The following is a 20,898-nucleotide window of genomic DNA, read 5'->3' as shown; positions in this document are numbered from 1 at the left end:
GTTTAAAAACTGTATACACATTTTGTATACAAAATTTTCAGACCCTTAGCGGGGAAACCCTCGAACCGGGAACACAGCGAGTCTCAGTGGTGCTGCAGCAAGTCCAGCAGTGTTCGCGCTACCACCTTGGTGGCTTTGCGCAGGTCGTCCAGGCTCACGCGTTCATCGGCGCGCTTGGCGTGTGATTCCAGCACGGTGCGGGGGCCAGCGCCGTAGATGACGCCGGGAATGCCGCGCTCAGAGAACAGGCGGACATCGGTGTAGAGCGGGGTGCCCATGGCGGGGATGGGTTCGCCAAACAAGGCTTCGCCATGTTTTTGCAGCGCATCCACCAATGGCTTGTTACCTGCCAAGGGACGCATGGAATTGGCCAGCAGTAAGCGTTTGATGTCTACCGAGATGCCGGGCACTTGGGCAGCGGCATCCGCAATCACTTTGCGGATGGAGGCTTCCACTTCGGTGGGGTTCTCCTCGGGGATCATGCGGCGGTCCAGCTTGAAGATCACTTTGCCGGGAACCACATTGGTGTTGGTGCCGCCTTCAATGCGGCCCACGTTCAGGTAGGGGTGGTTGATACCGTCCACATCGGAGGTGACTTGCTTGTACAGCGTGTTCTGGGCGTACAGCGCGTTCAGGATGTGCACCGCGCCTTGCAGGGCGTCCACTCCGGACTCGGGAATAGCGGCGTGCGCCATCTTGCCGTGCACCGTCACTTCCATTTGCAGGCAGCCGTTGTGCGCGGTGATGACCTGGTAAGAAAAGCCTGCCGCCAGCAGCAGGTCGGGTTGGGTGAGCCCTTTTTCCAGCAACCAGCCGGGGCCGAGTTCGCCGCCGAATTCTTCGTCGTAGGTGAACAGCAGTTCCACACCGCCCTTTAGCGGCAGACCCAGAGATTCGAGAGCGCGCACCGCAAAGGCGTAGCTGGAGAAATCGCTCTTGCTTACGGCAGTGGCGCGGCCGTACATGTTGCCGTCGTCAATCTCGCCACCGTAGGGGTCATGCGCCCAGCCTTCGCCGGGTGGCACCACGTCGCCGTGGGCATTCAGGCCGATGGTGATACCGCCGCGGCCCGCGCCGTCTGCGGCGCTTTGCCCGTACTGGCGGCGCACCACCAGGTTGGTGATGCTTTGCATGCCGGCAGCCTGCACTTCGCTGGCAGGCACGCTGTGTTTCTCGACCTGCAGGCCCATGTCGGCCAGCAGCTCGGCGGTGCGGTCTGCGTGCGGTGCGTTGTTGCCGGGCGGGGTGTCGGTGGGCACGCGCACCAGCTCTTGCAGAAAGCGCACTTGCTCGTCAAAGTGCGCGTCAATCCAGGCGTCGAGTTGTTCGTAGGGGGTGGTCATGTGAAGTCAAACGTTCAGGCCGCGTGGGCCAGTTGGTGCAGCAGATGGCTGAACGCATCTACTGCGAGTTGCATGTCGTCGCTGGTGGTGGATTCCAGCGGGTTGTGGCTGATGCCGGAATTCAGGCCGCGTACAAACAGCATGGCTTGCGGCAGTATGGTGTGCAGCTTCATGGCATCGTGCCCGGCGCCGCTGGGCATGCGGTGCAAGGGCACACCCAAGGCGGCGACTGCAGCTTCCCAACGCTGCTGCCATTCGGGCGCGCTGGGCGCCGCGCTGGCCTGCATGGTGCGGGTGAGGCTGTGGTGCAGGCCGCGTCGCTCGCAGATCAGGCGCAGGCCAGTGAGTACCTTGGCCTCCAGTGCATCGCGCTGCGCGTCCGACGGAGCACGCAAATCCAGCGAGAAGGTGCAGCGCCCGGGCACCACATTGATGGAGCCATTGGGCACTTGCAGTTGACCAACTGTGCCCACCGAGTCACCGTCTTGGGTGGCACAGTGTTCCACCAGCAAAATCAACTCGGCCACTGCAGCAGCCGCGTCGCGGCGCTGGCCCATGGGCGTGGTGCCAGCGTGGCTGGCCATGCCGGTGATCTCTCCCAAGTAACGCACGCTGGCGTTGATGGAGGTGACTACGCCCAACGGAATGTCCAGCGCGTTGAGCACCGGGCCTTGTTCGATATGAACCTCCACAAAGCCTTGGTAATCGGCAGGGTTGCGGCGGATGGCGCCAATCGCATTCACGTCCAACCCCGCTTTCGCCATGGCGTCGCGCATTGAAATACCATCTGCGTCCGTCTGGTCCAGCCAAGTGGGGTCAAAGTCGCCGGTGAGTGCGCCCGAGCCCAAAAAGGTGGCTTTGTAGCGCTGGCCTTCTTCTTCCGCAAAGGCCACCACTTCCAGCGCGTAGGGCAAGCGCTGGCCTCGGGCCTTGAGCGCTTGCACACAGGCGAGTGGCACGTAGATGCCCAGCCGACCGTCGTACTTGCCACCGTTGCGCACGGTGTCATAGTGACTGCCGGTCAGCAGGGGTTTGGATGAAACAGGGCTCTGGCGCATTTCAGATGTGCGCGGGTAGCTATCACTTTCATAGCGCCCCACCACATTGCCCACCGCATCGATGGAGGCGCTGTCGCAGCCGGCAGCCAGCATATCGGCTTGGATCTGGCGGGCGCAGGCCAAGTGCGCGTCGGTCAGGTAGGTCACGGTGAGTTGGCCGGTGCCCACGTAGGCGGCGTCAGTGTGTTGAGCCAGCGCCTCTTGCCAGTCCCACACCTGATGGCCTTCGGTAGGTGTGTAGCCAAACTTGTCGTTCAGGCGGATTTCGGCAATGCGGTGCACATTGCGCAGGCATTCTGCCAGCTCAAAGTCCGGGTGACCTTGCACGCGGCGCTCCAGCGTGGCGATGATCTCCGCTTTGGAGAGGCCTGTTCCGCGCGGGCCGCGTACTGCAAGGATGAAGGGGAAACCGAAGCGCGCGTTGTATTCCGCATTCAGGCGCTGAATTTTGTCGAACTCGGCCGGCGTGCAATGCGTGAGGCCGGCCTTGCTTTGCTCATTGGTGCTCTCAGTGGTGAGGCTGTTATCCACCATCGCTTTGCCGGCCAGCTCGGGGTGGGCACGCAAGAGTGCAAGCTGGGGCTCGCGTCCCGCTGCGGCCACCACTTGCACCATGCCATGTTTGAAGGCCGCAAGTGACACAAAGGGCCGCTGCTGCAAGGCCTTTTCCACAATCCAAGGAGAGTGCTCGTACAAGCCGTCCAGCAGGCGTACCGCCTCGCTCAGCGGCAGGGTGTTGAGTTGTTCCAGAGTCAGTGTGTTCATCACTCAGCCTTGGTAGGGGTGCGTGGCTTTCCAGTGCCGCGCAATGTCGATGCGTCGTGCCACCCACACGTTTTTGTGCTGAGTGATGTGGTCCAGAAAGCGCTGCAAGGCGGTGATCCGTCCCGGGCGCCCCAGTAGGCGGCAGTGCATGCCTATGCTCATCATCTTGGGCGCATTCAGGCCATCCGGATCCCCTTCGGCGTAGAGCGCGTCGAAGGTGTCCTTCATGTACTGGAAGAACGGGTCTGCGTGCGAGTAGCCCTGGGGCAGGGCAAAGCGCATGTCGTTGCAATCCAGCGTGTAGGGCACGATGAGTTGGGGCAATACGCTGCCGTCCGTTTTTTGCACCTTCATCCAGAAGGGCAGGTCATCGCCATAGTAGTCGCTGTCGTACTCAAAGCCGCCGTAGTCGGCCACCAGGCGGCGGGTGCGCGGGCTGTCGCGGCCGGTGTACCAGCCCAACGGTCTTTCACCAATGAGCTTTTCGATGGCGGCCATGCCCAGCTGCATGTGCTCGCGCTCCTGCGCTTCGTCCATGTTCTGATAGTGAATCCAGCGATGGCCATGGCAGGCAATCTCGTGGCCCAGTTCCACCAGGCGTCGGGTCAGCTCCGGGTAGCGCTCCAGTGCCATACCGACACCGAACACCGTCAGCGGCAAGCCACGTTTCTCGAACTCGCGCAGGATGCGCCACACACCCGCACGTGAGCCGTATTCGTAAATGCCCTCCATGCTGATGTGGCGGTCGGGATAGCTGGCGGGGTTGAACATTTCTGAAAGGAATTGTTCAGAACCTGCGTCTCCGTGCAGCACGCTATTCTCGCCGCCTTCTTCGTAATTGAGGACGAATTGCACGGCAACACGGGCCTGGCCGGGCCACTGCGCGTGGGGCACGTGTTCGCCATACCCCACCAGGTCGCGGGGGTAGGCTTGGGTGGTGTCGTAGGTGTGATTCATGTCGATTCGTCAGGGGGCAAAGTCAGGCCGGCTTCTACGTGTTGAAGGTGCTCGTCCATCAAACGCAGGGCTAAAGTTTCATCGCGAGCTTCCAGAGCATCCACCAGAGCAGCATGCTCCTCGTGCGAATGGGCTGCCGAGGCGCTCGTCTGGTACATCAGTGTGATCAAGGAGCATCGCGAAAGCAATTCCATCAGCATCAATGCCAGCACTTCGTTGCCCAGCAACTGGGCCATGCGCACATGGAAGTCGCCCAGCAACTCGGTGCGGTTGCTGATGGTGCCGCCATGGACGGCATTTTGTTCCTCGGCAATGTGCAGGCGCAGGGCATGAATGTGTTCGGGGTTGGCGGCTGCGATGAATGCACGGACCATGCCGGCCTCCAGCATGCGGCGCACCGCAAACACCTGTCTCGCCTCGGCCACTGAGGGGGCTGCCACAAAAGCGCCGCGTGCAGGCTCCATGCGGATCAGGCGGTTGCGCGAGAGCTGGAACAAGGCCTGCCTGATCAGCGTGCGGGATACGCCGAACTGGTCCGCAAGCTTTTGCTCGGCCAGTTTGGCGCCGGGTGTGAGCTGGTGGTCCACGATGGCGGCGGTGATGGCCTCCACGATGAAACCGGTCGTTGTGGTTTCCATCAGGTCATGATACCGAGATTGCACAAAAGTGTATACACTTTGCATTTTCAATCGACGAGGATGCGCCATGGGCTTGAGCACGCACGTACTGGACACCATGCACGGCACCCCTGCAGCGGGCATGTCGGTGGCGCTTTACACCACGCAGGGCGAGGCAGCAACGCTGGTGAAAAGCTTTGTACTGAATGCCGACGGCCGCAACCCGGACGGCCCGCTGTATGACAACGCAAGCCTGCAAAAAGGCACCTACAGGCTGGTGTTTGATGTGGCCGGCTACTTCAAAGCCCGCGGCGTGACCCTGCCGGAGCCTAACTTTTTGAACCGCGTGGCGCTGGATTTCGGCGTGGCCCACACCGACCAGCACTACCACGTGCCTTTGCTGGTCAGCCCGTGGAGCTACTCCACCTACCGCGGTTCTTGACAGGCTACATCTGGCCTTCGGTCAAGGTATCCAATTGAAAACGTCCGCTCTTATGCCAGAGCCAGGTGTCCGTGTAGGTGACACGACCCATGCGCACCGGCGCGGGGTAGGGGGCGGCCGCGCGGACCGAGCGTTCGATGTCGGCCATGACTTCCGGGGCGTGGCTGGGCGCGCGCATCCAGCGGATGTCGGTCACCTGCCCCATGCGGTCAATATCCACCTGCAAGACACCGACTGCGTAGAGCAGCGGGGGCATTTTCCCGCTGTAGATGCGGTTGGAATTTTTGGCATACAGATGGCCGGCGGCGTCTCGGCGGTAATCCCTCGGGGTAGCCGCCTGGGACAGGAGCGCGGGCTGTGGCTCGGGCTTGGCTGCAACCGGGGGCGGATCTTCGGGGGGCGCCACTACGACGGGCGCCGGCACTGGTGTGGGCTGCGGAGCCGGCTTGTTGACACTGCAGGCGCTGATGGCGGCCAGCAGCGCCAAGCTGATAGACAGGCGGGTGTTGCTCCAACGGGCGGCAACGGATGCGGTGGCAGGGTTGGTCATGGCGTGTCTCCTTGTTTTTTCGCGCCGGTGTACTGTGCCGCAAATTATGCGGTTCCTGTCGGGCTCCGGCACAGAAAAGGTATCCGTTTGTGAGCAGCCTTCGAGATCTCTTGAACGCCTTGGAACAGGGGCCTGCGGTGCTGGTCACCGTGTTGGCGACCCGCGGCTCTGTGCCCCGGGATGCCGGTGCCTGGCTTTCGGTGTCAGCTGACGGCTTCGTGGGAACCATAGGTGGCGGTCGTCTGGAGCTGGACGCCCTGGCGCTGGCCGGAGAGATGCTTACCTCTCATCAAGCGGGCCGGGATACCCCCGCAACGGAGCGGCGTTTTGCCTTGGGCCCCAGCCTGGGGCAGTGCTGCGGTGGTGAGGTGCATCTGCGCTTTGAGCTGGTGCAGGCGGCCGATGCGCCTGCCCTGCGCGAACGCTTGGCTCCCCGGCACTGGCCCTTGGGCTTGTTCGGGGGTGGGCACGTGGGCCAGGCCTTGGTGCAAGTCATGGAACGTCTGCCTTTTGACGTGACGTGGGTGGACAGCCGGGACGGCGTATTTCCAGAGTCTGTACCTGCGAATGTGCGCTGTGAGCACTCCGATCCGGTGCAAGCAGCGGTCGCTGATTTGCCGCCGGGCGCCCGTGTACTGATCATGAGTTTCAGCCATGCGGAAGACCTGGACATCGTGGCGGCCTGTTTGACCCGCCAGCGGACCCGGTGGGATCTGCCCTACGTGGGGTTGATCGGCAGCCATACCAAATGGGCCACCTTCAGCCGTCGCTTGGCCGAGCGTGGCTTTACCGAGGCGGAGCTGGCGCATGTCACCTGTCCGATCGGTGTGCCGGTGGTCAAGGACAAACGGCCTGAAATTATTGCGGTCGCGGTGGCGGCCCAACTCTTGCAAGTAACGGACGACACGGTGCCCATCCCGGCCCCTGGCGCTGCCGGTTGATTGGACTATTGAGGAGAACTCCGGATGGAAAGCTATGTACTGGACTGGGCCAACCTATTGCTGCGTTGGGTGCACGTCATCACCGCCATTGCGTGGATCGGATCGTCGTTTTACTTTGTGTTTCTCGACAGCAGCCTGACCCCGCCGGAAGAAGAAGACCTGAAAAATCAGGGCGTCAGCGGCGAGTTGTGGGCAGTGCACGGAGGCGGTTTCTACCACCCCGTTAAATTTGCCGGCGCGCCCCCCAAACTGCCGGGCAATTTGCACTGGTTTTACTGGGAGAGTTACAGCACTTGGCTTACCGGCTTTTCGCTGTTCACCATCTCCTACCTGTGGAGTGCTGGCACCTACCTGATCGACAAGTCGGTCATGGCGTGGCACCCGCACGAAGCGATTGCCGTTGCGCTGTCGTTTCTGGTGGTGTTCTGGTTGGCGTACGACGCGATTTGCCGCGCCTTCGGTCAGCACAAAAATGGGGACGCCATCGTGGGCGTGCTGGTGGCGATATTGGTGTGTGTGGCCTCCTACCTGGCATGCCACTGGTTTGCCGGCCGAGCTGCCTTTCTGCTGGTGGGCGCCATGATGGCCACGAGCATGAGTGCCAACGTGTTCTTCTGGATCATTCCCGGCCAGCGCACCATGGTGGCGGACATCGCAGCGGGCCGTGCGGTAGACCCCATCCACGGCAAGCGTGGCAAACAGCGCAGCGTGCACAACACATACTTCACCTTGCCGGTGTTGTTCGCCATGCTGAGCAACCACTACAGCTTTACCTACAGTCACCCGCAAAACTGGCTGGTGCTGATCGTGATGATGTTTGCGGGCGCCGCCATCCGCCAGTTTTTTGTGCTGCGGCACGGCTACAAGCTCGGTCGCAATGCACACCCATGGCCCTACGCGGCAGTGGGCGTGCTGGCCATCATCGGTATGTTGGTGTGGTTGAAGCCTGCACCGCAGCCTGCTGCTATGAATTCAGGAGCTGCTCCAGCACAATCCACGGGCGCCAGCAGCACAATTGGCTATCAAGAGATAAAGCCCGTGTTAGAGCAGCGTTGCTACATGTGCCACGGCGCTGCCGTCCAAATGAAGAATGTACGGCTGGACAGCCCCGAGGCTGTGGCCAGCCACGCCCAAGCGATCTACCAGCAAGTGGTGGTGAGCAAAATCATGCCCATGAACAACGCCACCAATATCACCGACGCGGAGCGCGACGTGATCAAGCGCTGGTTTGAGGCAGGCGCAAAGACCGAATAGCGTCCACCGCACCAGGGGCCTGCAGTGCGTCGTTCAATTGGTTGACGACACTTGCCCAGTCCCCCGGAGTGACCTGCCGGAACAAGCGCATGGAGGCATACCAGGCGCTTTGCGTACCGCGCCGTTGCCAACGCCAATCACACAAGTAGTCGGGCAATAACAGCCAACAGGGTACGCCCATGGCCCCTGCGAGATGGGCTACTGCGGTATCTACGCAAATCAACAGGTCCACGCACGCAAGCAGTCCTGCCGTATCCTTCAAGTCACCCAGTTCCCATGCGGGCTCTTCAGCGTCGAAACCGCGGGATACCGATTTGCCGCGTAGATGGATCCATTCGATGTCAGACACGCTCTGCAGAGGCGCCAGTACCTCAAGGTCACGGATGGAACGTTGCGCATCATGCGGAAAGTCCGGGTTGCCTTGGGCGACCAGACAGATGCGGAGACGTTGATTCTTTTTGGTGGGTGAGAGCCTGGCTTTCCAGACTTCTTTTCGAGACTCAGAATGTTTCAGGCAGGGCCGGGGTTCAAGTGCCGTTGTGTCCTGTCCATCCGGGTACGCGGCAAGGCTCATCACCGGTATCCAGACATCCCATGGCGCGCAATCCAGTGCTTGTGCACTGTCCGCCCAGGTCCACACGGTATGCACATCTTGCAATTGCTGCATCAGGGCCTGCAAGGGCGGCTGACAGATCAGGTCGATACGTGATGTCCCCAGGCTGCGCAACCCGCGCAGGTAACGGGCGAATTGGATGGTGTCGCCCAAGCCGGCGTCCTGCACCACCAGGACGCGCATACCCTCCAGCCGTTCACCACGCCAGCGCGGGCAGGACCATGGCAAGGCCTGATGCACCGGCCAATCGCGCGATTCCCACAGGGGCCAGGCCTCGGCATATCGTCCGTCGCGCAACAGTAGGCACGCCAGGTTGAATCGGGCACTGGAGTTACCGGGTTCCAGTGTCAATGCTTGGCGCAGGCAGGCTTCTGCTTCCGGCGCCCGGTGGGTGTTGTCGAGCAGGCTGCCCAGGTTGGACCAGGCTGCGGCTAGGCTAGTCTGCAGTTGAATGGCGTATCGGTAGGCCTGCTCGGCCAGCGCCAAGGCCCCTGTGCGCGCGGCCAATACCCCCAGGTTCAGGTGCACCAAAGGTTGGGCGGGGTCCACATCCAGAGCGATGCTCAGGTGCTCCATGGCACTCTGCGGCTCACCCATCTCATCGAGCACCAGTGCGAGGTTGGTGTGCAGTGCTGCCTGCCCGGGCGCCAGCGCAATGGCACGGTCCAGCTGATCCATGGCTGCACCCCAACGCCTATCGGCCATGGCCTGTAAGGCCAAGTCGAGCAGGGCTTGCGCGGCCTGCAGGGTCATGGGCTTAGCGTTGTGCGGTAGCCAGACGCAAAGCCAGTCCCACAAATACCACGCTAGCCACACGGTTCAACACGCGTTGCGCGGTGTGGGATTGTTTAAAGACCTGTCCGAATCCGGCTGCAAACCAGGCCACCGCGCTGAAAGTCAAAAGCGCCGCGAGCATGAACACGGCGCCGAGTTGCACGATTTGCAGTGCCATGGCGCCTTGGGTCGGATCTGCAAATTGCGGCAAAAAGGCCAGAAAGAAAATGGCCACTTTGGGGTTGGTAATGTTCATCATGACACCGCGCAGGTAAGTCTGCAGGGGTGACATCTCGCTTTCAGTGGCCGTGTCCGCAATGCCCACTGGCGCATGCCACGCACCCCAGGCGAGGTACAGCAGATAACCCGCACCCAACAACTTCAGGGCCGTGAACGCGGTTGCCGATGCTGCGAACACGGCCGCCAGACCCAGTGCCACGGCTGCGGTGTGAAACAGCAGACCACTGCACAAACCCAGCACCACCAGCAAGCCGGCCTTGCGCCCATGCACCGCCGAATGCAGCAATACGAACACGTTGTCAGGTCCGGGTGAAAGGGCGAGCAGTACAGAGGCTGCGAAAAAGGTCAGTGCGGTGTCAAAGTGGAGCATGGCGTGGTGCCGCAAGTACGGCGGACAAGTGAACTGCCTGTCATCCTAACGCCCCGCTGCCCTCAATTGCTGATGATGCTCAGCAACTCTTCGCGAGTGCTCGGGTCGTTCATGTACTTGCTGTAGAGCGGAGACATGCGACGAACCATGGGCGCCGGATCCTTGAGCCGCACAAATTGCACGCCCTGTTTGGATGCCGTCTCAATCGCAGAGGCCACGCGCTTGTTCCACAGTTCGCGCATGAGTGCAGCTGATTCCGCCCCGGCCCTGCTGAAGGCGGTTTTGTCGGCAGCACTCAGAGTGGCCCATAGTTTGGTGGACACCACCAAGGCTTCAGGCGAGATGACGTGGTTGGTCACGTAGACCGACTTGGCCACCTTGTAGTGCCCGGTCGATTCGAAGGAGGGCATGTTGTTCTCAGCGCAGTCCACTTCGCCTTTTTCGAGCGCAGCCATCACTTCTTTGAAGGGTAGCGCTACGGGTGTTGCGTCCAGCAGCTTCACCATCTCCAGATACACCTCGGATTGCTGCACCCGGATCCGTGCACCGGCGAGGTCCTTGAAACTGTTGAGCGGGCGGTTCACACAGTAGAACGAGCGGCCACCGCCGTCGTACCAGCCCAGCACCACAAAGCCCGCTGCCTGCAGCTTGGCGGCAAAGCGCTCACCAAGCTTGCCGTCCAGATGTTTGAACATGTGGGCGGAATCGGTAAACAAAAAAGGCAGGTTCAGCGCCTTGAGACCCGGTGCTGCATCCGACAGGGGGCCGGAGCTGAATTCGGCCAGATCAATCTCGCCGGACTTGAGCATCTGCACCGCCTTGGGCTGGTCGCCCAAGGTGGCGTTGGAGAAGATTTCCACCTGGTAGCGGCCTTGGGTTCCTTGGGCCACCAGGCTGGTAAAGCGCTTGAGTGCCTCAGTGACCGGGTAGCCGTCGGGGTGAATGTTCCACGCACGCAATTTGGTTTGCGCATGGCTGGTGGTACCCACCAGCAACAGGCAGGCGAGGGCAAAGCATCGCCATGGCGCGCGTGGCTTCATTGCATCAGCCCTTGGCGACTTCGTGGGCACCCATGATTTCCAGGGCGCGCACCAAGGCGGAATGGTCCAAGCCGGCCATGTCGTTGGCGGCACACACCTGCATCAGTTGCGCAGCACCTGCGGTCTGTGGCAACGCCAAGCCCATGACTTTGGCACCACTGAGAGCCAGGTTCAGGTCCTTCTGGTGCAGGCTGATACGGAAGCCGGGGTTGAAGGTGCGCTTGACCATGCGTTCGCCGTGCACTTCCAGAATGCGCGAAGCGGCAAAACCGCCCATCAGCGCCTGGCGCACTTTGGCAGGGTCCGCACCGGCTTTGCTGGCAAACAGCAGGGCTTCGCCCACAGCAGCGATGTTGAGCGCCACGATGATCTGGTTCGCCACCTTGGTGGTCTGGCCGTCGCCGTTGCCGCCCACCAAGGTGATGTTTTTGCCCATGAGCTGCAGCAGGGGCAACACGGTGTTGAAGGTGGCTTCTTCGGCGCCCACCATGATGGTCAAGCTGGCGGCCTTGGCGCCTACTTCGCCGCCGGAGACCGGGGCGTCCATGTACTGGCATCCCAGTGCATTGATCTTCTGAGCGAACACTTTGGTATCGATGGGCGAGATGGAGCTCATGTCCACCACTGTCTTGCCGGCGCTCAGGCCTTCGGCTACGCCGTCAGCGCCGAACAGCACCAGTTCCACATCGGGGGTGTCGGGCAGCATCAAAAAGATGATGTCGGCTTTTTGCGCCACTTCCTTGGCGCTCGCGCAGGGCTTGCCACCGGCTTGCACCAGAGCTTCGGGCACATCGCCCTTGGTGTTCAGGTAAACAGTGTGACCCGCAGCTAGCAGGTGGCCTGCCATAGGGTTGCCCATGATGCCGAGGCCGATAAATCCGAGAGTAGTCATAGTGTTAAAGACAAGTAGTTAAGGAGAGTGGGCGGCAGAGTGTTCTGCGAAAGTCAAGGTGGAGCCCGAAGGGCGGGGGACATGGAGCAGAGCGCTCTGCCGCCCAGGCCCCGTATTTGCAGACCCGTATGCAGACAGATCTGCAGAAGCTTTAGCCGAGGTAGCGGTCCCGCAAAGCCTGCGTAGCATTGCGGAACAGGCCCAGATCGCTGCCCACAGCCACAAAGGTCGCGCCCATTTCCATGTAGCGGCGCGCGTCAGCTTCCACGGGAGCGAGGATGCCGGTGGGCTTGCCTTGGGCTTTGGCCTGTGCAAACACACTGGCAATGGCTTCTTGCACCTCCGGGTGGTTGGCGTTGCCCAGGTGCCCATAGCCAGCAGCGAGGTCAGACGGACCTACAAAAATGCAATCCACACCGGGTACGGCGGCAATCTCAGCAGTGGCCGTCACGGCTTGCCGGCTCTCAATTTGGACCGCCACACACATGTGCTGGTTGGCTTCCTGAAAGTAATTGGCCACTGTGCCGTATCGGTTGCTGCGCTGCGCGACGGACACACCACGCATGCCCTCAGGCGGGTAGCGTGTGGCGGCCACGGCCTGGCGGGCTTCTTCTGCGGTCTCCACGAAAGGCACGAGAAAGTTGTAGAAGCCGGCATCCAGCAGACGCTTGATCTCTATGGCGTTGTTGCTGGTGGGACGCACGAACGGAGCACTCACACTGTCCTTCAGCGCCATGAGTTGAGGCACAAAAGTGATGACATCGTTGGGCGAGTGTTCGCCGTCCAGCAGGATCCAGTCAAACCCGGCGACACCCAGCACTTCGGTGCTGATGGCGCTGGCCAGGGATGCCCAGCAGCCGATCAGGCGTTTGCCGGCCAGCAGGTCTTTTTTGAACTGGTTGGGGAAAGGGCGGTAAGGGGTGGGGTAGCTCATGGCAGGCCTCGGTGGATTCGGGGGTCAGGTAATAGGTGCCGGGTTGAACAGCACGAGGGAGTTGTGCAACTTCCAGTGTTCAGCCCAGGTTTTTTTGCGGCCGCTGGCGACCTCCAACATCAGGCGGAAGAGTTCCCAGCCCATGTCTTCAATCGTGGCTTCGCCATCGGCAATGCGGCCGGCGTTCACATCCATCAGGTCATGCCAGCGCCGGGCCAGATCGGTGCGTGTGGCGACCTTGATGACGGGCACTTCGGCCAGTCCGTAGGGGGTACCCCGGCCGGTGGTGAACACATGCAGGTTCATGCCGGCAGCCAGTTGCAGCGTGCCGCAGATAAAGTCGCTGGCCGGAGTGGCTGCGTAGTGCAAGCCCTTGTGCTGCAGCTTCTCGCCGGGCGACAACACACCGCTGATAGGCGCGGTGCCGGACTTGATGATGGAGCCCATGGCTTTTTCCACGATATTGGAAAGGCCGCCGGCTTTGTTGCCTGGGGTGGTGTTGGCACTGCGGTCGGCTTGGCCGCGGCCCAGATAGGCGTCGTACCAGGCCATCTCACGGGCCATAGCATCAGCAATTTCCGGGCTGGTGGCGCGGGCGGTCATCTGCTCGATGGCGTCCCGCACTTCGGTGGTTTCGGAGAACATGACGGTCGCACCGGCGCGTACCAGCAAGTCGGTGCAATAGCCCACGGCGGGGTTGGCAGTCACACCCGAGAAGGCGTCGCTGCCACCGCACTGCACGCCAACCACCAGCTCACTGGCTGGGATGGTTTCGCGGCGACGCGCGTTCAGCCGCTCCAGGTGCGGCACCGCAGAGGCCAGGACCGAATCAATCATGCTCATGAAGCCGACGTGCTTGTCGGCTTGCAAGCACACCACATCCAGCGCTTCGTTGGCTTGCAGGGGGATGGCGCCTGGCGGTAACAAGCGCTCCGGTTGCAGCTTTTCGCAGCCCAGACTGACCACCATCACTTCACCACCGAAGTTGGGGTTCTTCGAAATGTTGCGCAGGGTCCGTATGGGAATGATGGCATCCGGTGCATCAATGGCGACACCGCATCCATAGCTGTGCTCCAGGCCAATGACATCGTCCACATTCGGGTAGCGCGGGAGCAGCTGCTCTTTGATGCGTTGCACGGCAAAGTCCACCACGCCAGCCACGCATTGCACGGTGGTCGTGATGGCCAGAATGTTCCGGGTGCCCACGGTACCATCCGCATTGCGGTAACCCTCGAAGGTGAAGCCGGTGAGCGGCTCGGCATTCCATGCCTGCGCAGTCGCCTTGGGCAGGTTATCGAGTGCCCGCGCTTCGGGCATGTGGAGCAAACGCTCATGCACCCAGGCACCGGCAGGTATGTCCTTGAGCGCATATCCGATAGGTACGTTGTAGCGCAGCACGGCGGCGTCTTTGGCAATCGCGGTTAAAGCCACCTTGTGGCCCTGGGGCACGCGGTCCACCAGAGTCACGCCGTCGGGCAGAACGGAGCCGACTGGAAGGCCGCCGTCGTTGACCACTATGGCCACGTTGTCCGCCGCGTGCATGCGAATGCTGCGCGGCAAATCCGGTGGAGATGAAGGGTTCGAACTCATGAAGGCTTCAGTCGGCTTTGATGTTGCGAGCGCTGATCAGCTTCTGCCAGCGGACATATTCGGCAGCCTGGTAGCTGGCAAATTGCTCGGGTGTGTTGAGTACCAGTTCAAATCCCAGCTCCAGCAACTTGGGGGCTACGGCAGGGTCTTTGATAGAGGCCACAATGGCATCGAACATTCGCTTCTTGATGTCAGCGGGCAGGCCTTTGGGTGCTGCCACCGCTTGCCAGGAGTTGACGTTGGCTTCCTTGACACCGCTTTCCTCCAGGGTGGGAACCTCGGGCAGCAATGGGGAGCGTTTGGAACTGGTAATCGCAAGTGCGCGCAGCTTGCCGGCCTTGATCTGGGGTAGCGCCGTGTTGATGTTCATGAACGAACAATCCACCTGATTGCCCAGCAGGTCGGTCATCACCGGGCCGCCACCTTTGTAGGGGACATGCACCCCACTGGTACCGGTCTGTTGCCAGAACAACTCAGCGGTCAGATGGTCGCTGCTGCCGTTGCCGGAAGAGGCAAAGCTCATCTTGTCGGGGTTGGCCTTCAGGTAGCTGATCACTTCCGACACCGACTTGCGCGCGGAGACCGCAGGCACCACCAGCACATTGGGCGCTTGCGCCACGATGGTGATGGGGTCCAGGTCTTTGAGGGCGTCGTAGTTCGCTTTGATCAGGTGCGGGGCAATCACGAACGGCCCGAGAGACGACACCAGAAAGGTGTAGCCATCCGCCGGCGCGCGCGCGACCTGTGCTGCGCCTATGGTGCCGGTGGCCCCTGCCTTGTTGTCCACGATGAAGGTAAAGCCCGGGCCCATCTTCTCGGCCAGCTTGGTCGACAATGCCCGCGCAATCAGGTCGGTAGATCCGCCGGGAGGGAATGGAACCACCAGAGTGATGGGTTTGGCCGGCCAGGTGTCAGCCCGACTCCAGGTAGGAGACGTGGCGGCCACTGCCAGCCCGGCTTGCAGAATTTGTCGACGTTGCATGGTGTGCTTTCAGTGGTGTGTTCAGCGGCCCAACACGAAGTTGGGGAGCCACAAGGAGAACGCCGGGACGTAGGTGACCAGCATCATGCAAGCCAGCAGGGCGCCGTAAAACGGCAAGATGGATCGCATGACCTGCCCTATCGAAATGCCACCGATGGCGCAGCCCACCGCCTGGGTTGTCCCCACGGGAGGTGTGTTCAGACCGAGTGCGCAGTTGAGGAGCATCACCACACCGAATTGGGTAGGGTCCATGCCGAATTTCTGGGCAATCGGCAGGAAGATGGGCGTGCAGATCAGCAGCGTGGGCGCCATGTCCAGAAAAGTACCCAGCACGAACAACGCGATGTTGATCATCAGGAAAATCATCCAGGGGCTCTGTGTAATGGTTCCCATCAATTCGCCGGTGCGCTCGGGCACGTCATACATCGCCAGGAAGTAACCGAAAGCGCTGGAAATTCCGATCAGGAACAACACCACACCCGTCGTCTTGCTGGCTTTTGCACAGGACTTGATGAAGTCATTCCACGACAAAGACCGGTAAGCAACTGTAGTGATCAGCAGCGCCCAAAGCACGGCAGTGGCCGCTGACTCGGTTGCTGTGAACACACCCGACAAGATGCCTACCAGGATGATGACGACGATCAGCAGGCCCGGCAGTGCCGCCACAAAACTGTTGAAAACCTCACCCCAGCCCGGGAAGACACCACGCGTGGGGTAGCCGCGCTTGATGGCCACACCGTAGGCAGCCAAAAGGTTCAGCACGGTCAGCAACAGGGCGGGCACCACGCAGGCGAGCATCATGTTCAGCACGCTCACCGATGCGATGCCGGCAGTAGCCAGGGTGTACAAAATCAGGTTGTGGCTGGTAGGCATCAAGGCTCCGACCAGCGAGGCGTGGGTGGTCACGTTCACCGCGTAATCGGTGTCGTAGCCTTCCTTCTTCATCAGGGGAATCATCACGGAGCCCATGGCAGACACGTCGGCCACGGGAGAGCCGGCTACACCGCCGAACAAGGTACAGCCCAACACGTTGGACATGCCCAGGCCTCCCCGCACATGGCCGACCAGGCTGTTGGCAAAGCGCACGATGCGCTGGGCAATGCCGCCATGCAGCATCAACTCACCGGCAAAGATGAAGAACGGAATAGCCAGGAAGGAGAACACCTGCATGCCTCCCACCATTTTCTGGAACACCACAGCGACCGGCAAACCGGCGGTGATGATGGTGGCGACAGAAGAGAGGCCGACTGCGAAACCTACCGGCACGCCGATGATCAACAGCAAGCCGAAGCTCACACCTAAAACAATCAGTTCCATGCCGGCACCACTTCCTTGCCCTGCAGCAGGGCGATCACATGTTCAATCGAAAAAAGCACCACCAGCACGCCGGCGATGATGAGTGGCACATAGTCCATGCTGGAGGGAATGGGCAGCATGGGTTTCTGGTCGTTCCACTTGAGGGCGGCCCAGATGTAGCCGTTGTAGGCCATCAGTGCGCCGAAGATTCCCACCAGAGCGTGGATCACAATTTCCAGCTTCAAGCGCAGGCCTTCAGGGAGCAGGCTGATGATGGAGTCCATACCGATGTGACCGGCGTCGCGTACGCCGACGGCTACGCCGAGCGCGGTGATATAGAGCACGAGCAGCAGGGCCAATGCCTCTGCCCAAGTGGGCGTGTCGTTGAATACATAGCGCCCCACCACCTGGTATTGCACGCAGGCGATGAGCACGATGAGGCCGGCCACCGCAAGCATCAGACTGAGCTTGGATAGCGTGGCACAGAAGCGGGTGTACATGGTGAGCTCCGGTGAAGAATGAAAACCTCCCGGCCGTCAGGCCGGGAGGTGGTGCAGACGCGAATTACTTCGTGTCTTGCACAGCCTTCACGAGGCGCTTGAGGTCAGGCGTGTTGGCAAACTTGTCGTACACAGGTGCCATGACGTCCTGGAAGGATTTTTTGTCCACTTCCACGAACTCGGTCCCGGCCGCTTTCACCATGTCGAATTCTTTCTTCTCATAAGCAGCCCATGCCTGGCGGTTGAAAGGCACAGAGGCTTTGGCAGCAGCGCGGATCTGGTCTTGTTCAGCCTTGGGCAGCTTGTCGAAGTTCACTTTGGAGAACAACAGCACTTCAGGAGCCATGGAGTGTTCGGTCTTGTTGTAGTACTTGGCTGCTTCGAAGTGACGGAAGCCGGAACCGTAGGAGGGGTAGTTGTTTTCAGCTGCGTCCACCAGGCCCGTCTTCAGTGCCGTCAGCACTTCGCCGGCAGGCATGGGGGTGGGGTTGGCACCCATGGCACCAGCCACGGCGACCCACAGGTCAGACTGTTGCACGCGGATCTTCATGCCCTTGGTGTCAGCAATGGTCTTGACGGGCTTCTTGCTGTAAATGGAGCGGGAGCCGGAGTCGTAGTAGGCCAGCAGCACAAAGCCTGCAGCTTCGCAGTCCTTGGCGATCTCTTCACCGATGGGGCCGTCCAGCACTTTGTGCAGGTGATCCACTGAGCGGAACAGGAAAGGCAGCACAGGGATGTTGGTCTTGGGGCACACCGAGTTCATCGGGCTGATGTTTACGCGCACCATGTCCAGCGCGCCGATCTTCACCTGGTCGATGGTTTCTTTCTCGGTGCCCAAAGCGCCCTTGTTGAATACCTTGATGCTGTTTTTGCCGCCGGAAGCCTTCTTGAGCTCTTCACTCATGAACTTCACCGCGGTGACGGTGGGGTAGTCATCCGAGTTGTGGATGTCGGCGGACTTGAATTCCGCAGCGTGCGCTGCGAGGCTCAATGCAGTGACTGCAGCGGCCAGGACGGTAGGTACCAGTTTCATGTTGTCTCCTCTATGGGATTGGTTGGGGGTTAACGGACGGGAAAACGGGAAAACAAAGGTTCAGGCAGGCCCTGTACGCCTGGCTCCAAGACCAGCAAGGCGCCGTCAAGCGTGGCATCGAAGCCGGGTGCCGGGCTGGCAGGGCGGATGGACGTGACAAACAAGTGGCGGAGTTCCGGGCCGCCGAACGCGCACATGGCCGGTTTGCTGACCGGTACGGCGATGGACTGCAGCAATTCGCCTTGGGGGCTGAAGCGGTGGATCCGGCCTGCGTCGTTGCCGCAGATCCAATAGCAGCCTTCTGCATCCACAGCCGCACCATCAGGCCGGCCGGGCAGGGCTTGCATATCGACCCAGGCGGCTTGAGGGCCCCAGGTGCCAGTGGCAGCGTCGAAGGAGTGCTTCCAGATTTGTTGGCGACTGGGGTGCGAATCGGACAAATAGGCGGTGGTGCCATCGGGGCTGAAGGCCATGCCGTTGGGGGTGATGTAGCCCCCCAGCACCGGGCCGCGCAAGCCGCGCTCGTCCAGACCATAGATACCACCGGCAGGGCTGGCAAGCCCCATGTCGCGGACCATGGTGCCCGCCCAGAAGCGGCCTTGAGGGTCGCAACGGCCATCATTGAAGCGCATGCTTGTCTGCGGATGGTTCACGCTGGCCAACAGGCTGACGTGTGCCACTGGCGGTTCACTCAAGGTGACTTCGAAAATGCCAGTCTCCATGGCCGCTATCAGGGTGCCGCGGTTGCTCATGGCGATGCAGCCCACGCGTTCCGGCAACGTCCACGTGCTTTGGTGGCGATTGACCCAGTTCAACCGGTGAATGAACGGGCCCTCAATGTCGACCCAGTAAATGCATTGGTTGGCTTCCGACCAAACGGGGCTTTCGCCCACTTTGTCTCGGCTGATGCTGATGGCCTCTACGGCTGGGGTGTGGACAGACACGAAAGCCTCAGGCTGACTTTTTGGCGGGCAAGTGGGCGGTCATTGGCTCGCCCTGGAACAGGAAGCCGCCGCCTTGATAAATCACGGCCGGATCAGTCACATCGGGTTCGGGTGTCCGGGCGTAGACAGCCTCGCGGAACGGGTCAGAGCTGTCCTGCGGCACGTAGCCCACGTGGCGGGCCGCGCTGTTGTCGTACCAAGTGACCGCGTTATCCGACATGCCGAAAATCGCGGTGTGGCCCAGTACGGGGGTGGTCAGGCATGCAGTTACCAGGCGGTGCAGGTCGTCAAAGCTCAGCCAGCTCGCCAGCATTCGGCGGTCGCGTGGTTCGGCAAATGAGGAGCCGATGCGTACGCAGGCCGTCTCAATCCCGTAGCGGTCAAAGTACATGCGGGAGAGGTCTTCACCAAAGGCCTTGCTCACGCCATACAGGCTGTCCGGACGGGCAGGGTGGTTCAGGGTGATGGTTTCACTTTGCTTGTAGTAGCCGGTCACGTGGTTGGAACTGGCGAACACCACACGCTTCACGCCATGTTTACGTGCTGCTTCGTACAAGTTGTAAACGCCCAAGATGTTGGCTTGCAGAATGGGCTCGAAAGGGCCTTCCACGGATATGCCGCCGAAATGCACGATGGCGTTCACGCCCTTCACCATGGCGTCCACGGCTGCGGCGTCTGCCAGGTCTGCCAGCATCACTTCTTCACCAGTGCGAGCGGGGCCGAAATCGCTCCGGTCGGAGAGCCGCAAGACCTCGCAATTGGCCTTCAAACGATCGCGCATTGCAGTGCCCAAGCCGCCTGCGGCGCCGGTCATCAGCAAAGTGTGGTGTACTTTGATTGTCATGAAATAGAGAGCTGAATTGTCAGTTGTATGTTGTCTGATGTGTTAAATTGTGGTCATCGTCTCAGACCGCGTCAAGGACTTTTCCATGGACCTAGTGCAAACCCCTAGAACAATTGCAGCGTCAAGCGCAACACCGGAGTCGGCCGATGCATTGCGCCCGCGCCGCTCCAAGGGCCTGGTGAATGAGGTGGTCGAAAGTTTGGCTGCCAGCATCCGCGAAGGCGCCATCAAACCCGGCGACAAATTGCCCACCGAGTCGGAAATCATGGGCCGTTTTGAGGTCAGTCGCACTGTGGTGCGTGAAGCCATTTCGCGCCTGCAAGCCAACCGTCTGGTGGAGACCCGCCACGGTGTAGGCACCTTTGCACTCGCACCGCAAAGCAGTGGGAATTTCCAGATCGCCGATGTGGATTTCGCCACCGTCGCCGATGTGATTGCCCTGCTGGAGCTGCGGATTTCTTTGGAAACCGAAGCGGCGGGCCTGGCGGCACAACGCCGTACCGAAGCCAATTTGCAGGCCATGCAGGCCATGCTGGATGCGTTCCAGAAGTCGATCGAAGAAGACTCGGATGCGGTGCCTTCCGACTTCAGTTTCCACATGGAAGTTGCCAAGTCCACGGGTAACCGCCATTTCGCCGACCTGATGACTTACCTGGGCACCATGATCATTCCGCGTACCCGCATCAACACCGCGAGCAGTGCGCCGGAAGGGCGCTTGGCTTACCTGCAGCGGGTACATGGCGAACACGAATACATCTTCAATGCCATCCGCAATCAGGACGCGGATGCGGCCCGCGCCGCCATGCGAACCCACCTTGCTAACAGCAAGGACCGCTTGAGAAAGTCGCAGGTTGATACGGTTTAGTTGTATGATGTCCTATATGTAGGGGCGCCACCCATCCTTCCATTTAGAGCGCCC

The 20,898-nt window shown here is 60.9% G+C and carries 21 protein-coding genes; 4 read left to right on the top strand and 17 right to left on the bottom strand.

Annotation, left to right across the window (positions count from 1 at the left end; translation table 11 throughout):
* Positions 1–83: 83 nt before the first annotated feature.
* From ACOAP0_RS05050 to ACOAP0_RS05035, 4 genes are read right to left on the bottom strand one after another with little or no spacing between them, the layout of a single operon-like run.
* On the bottom strand, positions 84–1,343 hold the full coding sequence (locus ACOAP0_RS05050) for a M20 family metallopeptidase (RefSeq protein WP_498375324.1): 1,260 nt from the start codon (positions 1,341–1,343) through the stop codon (positions 84–86).
* A gap of 14 nt (positions 1,344–1,357) precedes the next feature.
* Positions 1,358–3,166, bottom strand: coding sequence for a 2-oxo-4-hydroxy-4-carboxy-5-ureidoimidazoline decarboxylase (gene uraD, locus ACOAP0_RS05045; RefSeq protein ID WP_498375325.1), 1,809 nt, complete (start codon positions 3,164–3,166; stop codon positions 1,358–1,360).
* 3 nt (positions 3,167–3,169) lie between these two features.
* Positions 3,170–4,123, bottom strand: a complete 954-nt coding sequence (gene puuE / locus ACOAP0_RS05040) for an allantoinase PuuE (protein WP_498375326.1) — start codon at positions 4,121–4,123, stop codon at positions 3,170–3,172.
* Entirely contained in the window at positions 4,120–4,761 is a 642-nt protein-coding gene (locus tag ACOAP0_RS05035) for a GntR family transcriptional regulator (protein ID WP_498375327.1), read from the bottom strand. Before ACOAP0_RS05035 ends, puuE begins: the two co-directional genes overlap by 4 nt.
* Positions 4,762–4,828: 67 nt before the next feature.
* On the opposite strand from ACOAP0_RS05035, the gene uraH reads away from it, so the two are divergent.
* Entirely contained in the window at positions 4,829–5,182 is a 354-nt protein-coding gene (uraH, locus tag ACOAP0_RS05030; protein ID WP_313877335.1) for a hydroxyisourate hydrolase, read from the top strand.
* A gap of 4 nt (positions 5,183–5,186) precedes the next feature.
* Here the strand turns inward: uraH and ACOAP0_RS05025 are convergent, their stop codons facing one another.
* Entirely contained in the window at positions 5,187–5,732 is a 546-nt protein-coding gene (locus tag ACOAP0_RS05025) for a hypothetical protein (RefSeq protein ID WP_498375328.1), read from the bottom strand.
* Positions 5,733–5,821: 89 nt separating this feature from the next.
* On the opposite strand from ACOAP0_RS05025, the gene xdhC reads away from it, so the two are divergent.
* Positions 5,822–6,673: a xanthine dehydrogenase accessory protein XdhC gene (gene xdhC, locus ACOAP0_RS05020; protein ID WP_498375329.1), complete on the top strand. Its 852-nt coding sequence runs from the start codon at positions 5,822–5,824 to the stop codon at positions 6,671–6,673.
* A gap of 24 nt (positions 6,674–6,697) precedes the next feature.
* Positions 6,698–7,927 (top strand): urate hydroxylase PuuD, encoded by a 1,230-nt coding sequence (locus ACOAP0_RS05015; RefSeq protein ID WP_498375330.1) that lies wholly within the window; start codon positions 6,698–6,700, stop codon positions 7,925–7,927.
* On the opposite strand, the gene ACOAP0_RS05010 is transcribed toward ACOAP0_RS05015, so the two are convergent.
* From ACOAP0_RS05010 to ACOAP0_RS04955, 12 genes are all read right to left on the bottom strand, one after another.
* On the bottom strand, positions 7,890–9,293 hold the full coding sequence (locus tag ACOAP0_RS05010) for a tetratricopeptide repeat protein (protein WP_498375331.1): 1,404 nt from the start codon (positions 9,291–9,293) through the stop codon (positions 7,890–7,892). The genes ACOAP0_RS05015 and ACOAP0_RS05010 overlap by 38 nt on opposite strands.
* 4 nt (positions 9,294–9,297) lie before the next feature.
* Complete coding sequence (locus ACOAP0_RS05005; RefSeq protein ID WP_087494785.1) at positions 9,298–9,924, bottom strand: LysE family translocator; 627 nt, start codon at positions 9,922–9,924, stop codon at positions 9,298–9,300.
* A 62-nt stretch (positions 9,925–9,986) separates the two neighbouring features.
* Positions 9,987–10,964, bottom strand: coding sequence for a TRAP transporter substrate-binding protein (locus ACOAP0_RS05000; RefSeq protein WP_498375332.1), 978 nt, complete (start codon positions 10,962–10,964; stop codon positions 9,987–9,989).
* A 4-nt stretch (positions 10,965–10,968) separates the two neighbouring features.
* Positions 10,969–11,856 carry a 2-hydroxy-3-oxopropionate reductase gene (locus tag ACOAP0_RS04995; protein WP_498375333.1) on the bottom strand — a complete coding sequence of 296 codons (888 nt, stop codon included), beginning with the start codon at positions 11,854–11,856 and terminating at the stop codon, positions 10,969–10,971.
* 151 nt (positions 11,857–12,007) lie between these two features.
* Positions 12,008–12,790, bottom strand: a complete 783-nt coding sequence (gene garL, locus ACOAP0_RS04990; RefSeq protein ID WP_313867413.1) for a 2-dehydro-3-deoxyglucarate aldolase — start codon at positions 12,788–12,790, stop codon at positions 12,008–12,010.
* Between the two features lie 24 nt (positions 12,791–12,814).
* Positions 12,815–14,380 carry a galactarate dehydratase gene (gene garD / locus ACOAP0_RS04985; RefSeq protein ID WP_498375334.1) on the bottom strand — a complete coding sequence of 522 codons (1,566 nt, stop codon included), beginning with the start codon at positions 14,378–14,380 and terminating at the stop codon, positions 12,815–12,817.
* A 7-nt stretch (positions 14,381–14,387) separates the two neighbouring features.
* A complete protein-coding gene (locus tag ACOAP0_RS04980; RefSeq protein ID WP_498375335.1) occupies positions 14,388–15,362 on the bottom strand; it encodes a Bug family tripartite tricarboxylate transporter substrate binding protein in 975 nt (324 codons plus the stop codon).
* A 21-nt stretch (positions 15,363–15,383) separates the two neighbouring features.
* Positions 15,384–16,679, bottom strand: a complete 1,296-nt coding sequence (locus tag ACOAP0_RS04975; RefSeq protein WP_087494779.1) for a TRAP transporter large permease — start codon at positions 16,677–16,679, stop codon at positions 15,384–15,386.
* A complete protein-coding gene (locus ACOAP0_RS04970) occupies positions 16,670–17,158 on the bottom strand; it encodes a TRAP transporter small permease (RefSeq protein ID WP_087494778.1) in 489 nt (162 codons plus the stop codon). Before ACOAP0_RS04970 ends, ACOAP0_RS04975 begins: the two co-directional genes overlap by 10 nt.
* A 64-nt stretch (positions 17,159–17,222) precedes the next feature.
* Positions 17,223–18,191 (bottom strand): TRAP transporter substrate-binding protein, encoded by a 969-nt coding sequence (locus ACOAP0_RS04965; protein ID WP_087494777.1) that lies wholly within the window; start codon positions 18,189–18,191, stop codon positions 17,223–17,225.
* 29 nt (positions 18,192–18,220) lie between these two features.
* Entirely contained in the window at positions 18,221–19,135 is a 915-nt protein-coding gene (locus ACOAP0_RS04960; protein ID WP_498375336.1) for an SMP-30/gluconolactonase/LRE family protein, read from the bottom strand.
* 7 nt (positions 19,136–19,142) lie between these two features.
* The gene (locus tag ACOAP0_RS04955; RefSeq protein ID WP_498375337.1) at positions 19,143–19,979 is read right to left on the bottom strand and encodes an NAD-dependent epimerase/dehydratase family protein; all 837 of its coding nucleotides are present in this window, start codon (positions 19,977–19,979) and stop codon (positions 19,143–19,145) included.
* Between the two features lie 85 nt (positions 19,980–20,064).
* Between ACOAP0_RS04955 and ACOAP0_RS04950 the strand changes: the two genes are divergently transcribed.
* Positions 20,065–20,844, top strand: coding sequence for a FadR/GntR family transcriptional regulator (locus ACOAP0_RS04950; RefSeq protein ID WP_498375338.1), 780 nt, complete (start codon positions 20,065–20,067; stop codon positions 20,842–20,844).
* Positions 20,845–20,898: the final 54 nt, after the last annotated feature.

The sequence above is a fragment of the Curvibacter sp. Hmag1.1 genome (genome assembly GCF_059769165.1).
This window is presented reverse-complemented; position numbering and strand designations above follow the sequence as displayed.

Bases quoted from the DNA above. Each gene is read 5' to 3' on its own strand.
- ACOAP0_RS05050 (WP_498375324.1), bottom strand. From the start codon at position 1,343: ATGACCACCCCCTACGAACAACTCGACGCCTGGATTGACGCGCACTTT.
- uraD (WP_498375325.1), bottom strand. From the start codon at position 3,166: ATGAACACACTGACTCTGGAACAACTCAACACCCTGCCGCTGAGCGAG.
- puuE (WP_498375326.1), bottom strand. From the start codon at position 4,123: ATGAATCACACCTACGACACCACCCAAGCCTACCCCCGCGACCTGGTG.
- ACOAP0_RS05035 (WP_498375327.1), bottom strand. From the start codon at position 4,761: ATGGAAACCACAACGACCGGTTTCATCGTGGAGGCCATCACCGCCGCC.
- uraH (WP_313877335.1), top strand. From the start codon at position 4,829: ATGGGCTTGAGCACGCACGTACTGGACACCATGCACGGCACCCCTGCA.
- ACOAP0_RS05025 (WP_498375328.1), bottom strand. From the start codon at position 5,732: ATGACCAACCCTGCCACCGCATCCGTTGCCGCCCGTTGGAGCAACACC.
- ACOAP0_RS05015 (WP_498375330.1), top strand. From the start codon at position 6,698: ATGGAAAGCTATGTACTGGACTGGGCCAACCTATTGCTGCGTTGGGTG.
- ACOAP0_RS05010 (WP_498375331.1), bottom strand. From the start codon at position 9,293: ATGACCCTGCAGGCCGCGCAAGCCCTGCTCGACTTGGCCTTACAGGCC.
- ACOAP0_RS05005 (WP_087494785.1), bottom strand. From the start codon at position 9,924: ATGCTCCACTTTGACACCGCACTGACCTTTTTCGCAGCCTCTGTACTG.
- ACOAP0_RS05000 (WP_498375332.1), bottom strand. From the start codon at position 10,964: ATGAAGCCACGCGCGCCATGGCGATGCTTTGCCCTCGCCTGCCTGTTG.
- ACOAP0_RS04995 (WP_498375333.1), bottom strand. From the start codon at position 11,856: ATGACTACTCTCGGATTTATCGGCCTCGGCATCATGGGCAACCCTATG.
- garL (WP_313867413.1), bottom strand. From the start codon at position 12,790: ATGAGCTACCCCACCCCTTACCGCCCTTTCCCCAACCAGTTCAAAAAA.
- garD (WP_498375334.1), bottom strand. From the start codon at position 14,380: ATGAGTTCGAACCCTTCATCTCCACCGGATTTGCCGCGCAGCATTCGC.
- ACOAP0_RS04980 (WP_498375335.1), bottom strand. From the start codon at position 15,362: ATGCAACGTCGACAAATTCTGCAAGCCGGGCTGGCAGTGGCCGCCACG.
- ACOAP0_RS04975 (WP_087494779.1), bottom strand. From the start codon at position 16,679: ATGGAACTGATTGTTTTAGGTGTGAGCTTCGGCTTGCTGTTGATCATC.
- ACOAP0_RS04970 (WP_087494778.1), bottom strand. From the start codon at position 17,158: ATGTACACCCGCTTCTGTGCCACGCTATCCAAGCTCAGTCTGATGCTT.
- ACOAP0_RS04965 (WP_087494777.1), bottom strand. From the start codon at position 18,191: ATGAAACTGGTACCTACCGTCCTGGCCGCTGCAGTCACTGCATTGAGC.
- ACOAP0_RS04955 (WP_498375337.1), bottom strand. From the start codon at position 19,979: ATGACAATCAAAGTACACCACACTTTGCTGATGACCGGCGCCGCAGGC.
- ACOAP0_RS04950 (WP_498375338.1), top strand. From the start codon at position 20,065: ATGGACCTAGTGCAAACCCCTAGAACAATTGCAGCGTCAAGCGCAACA.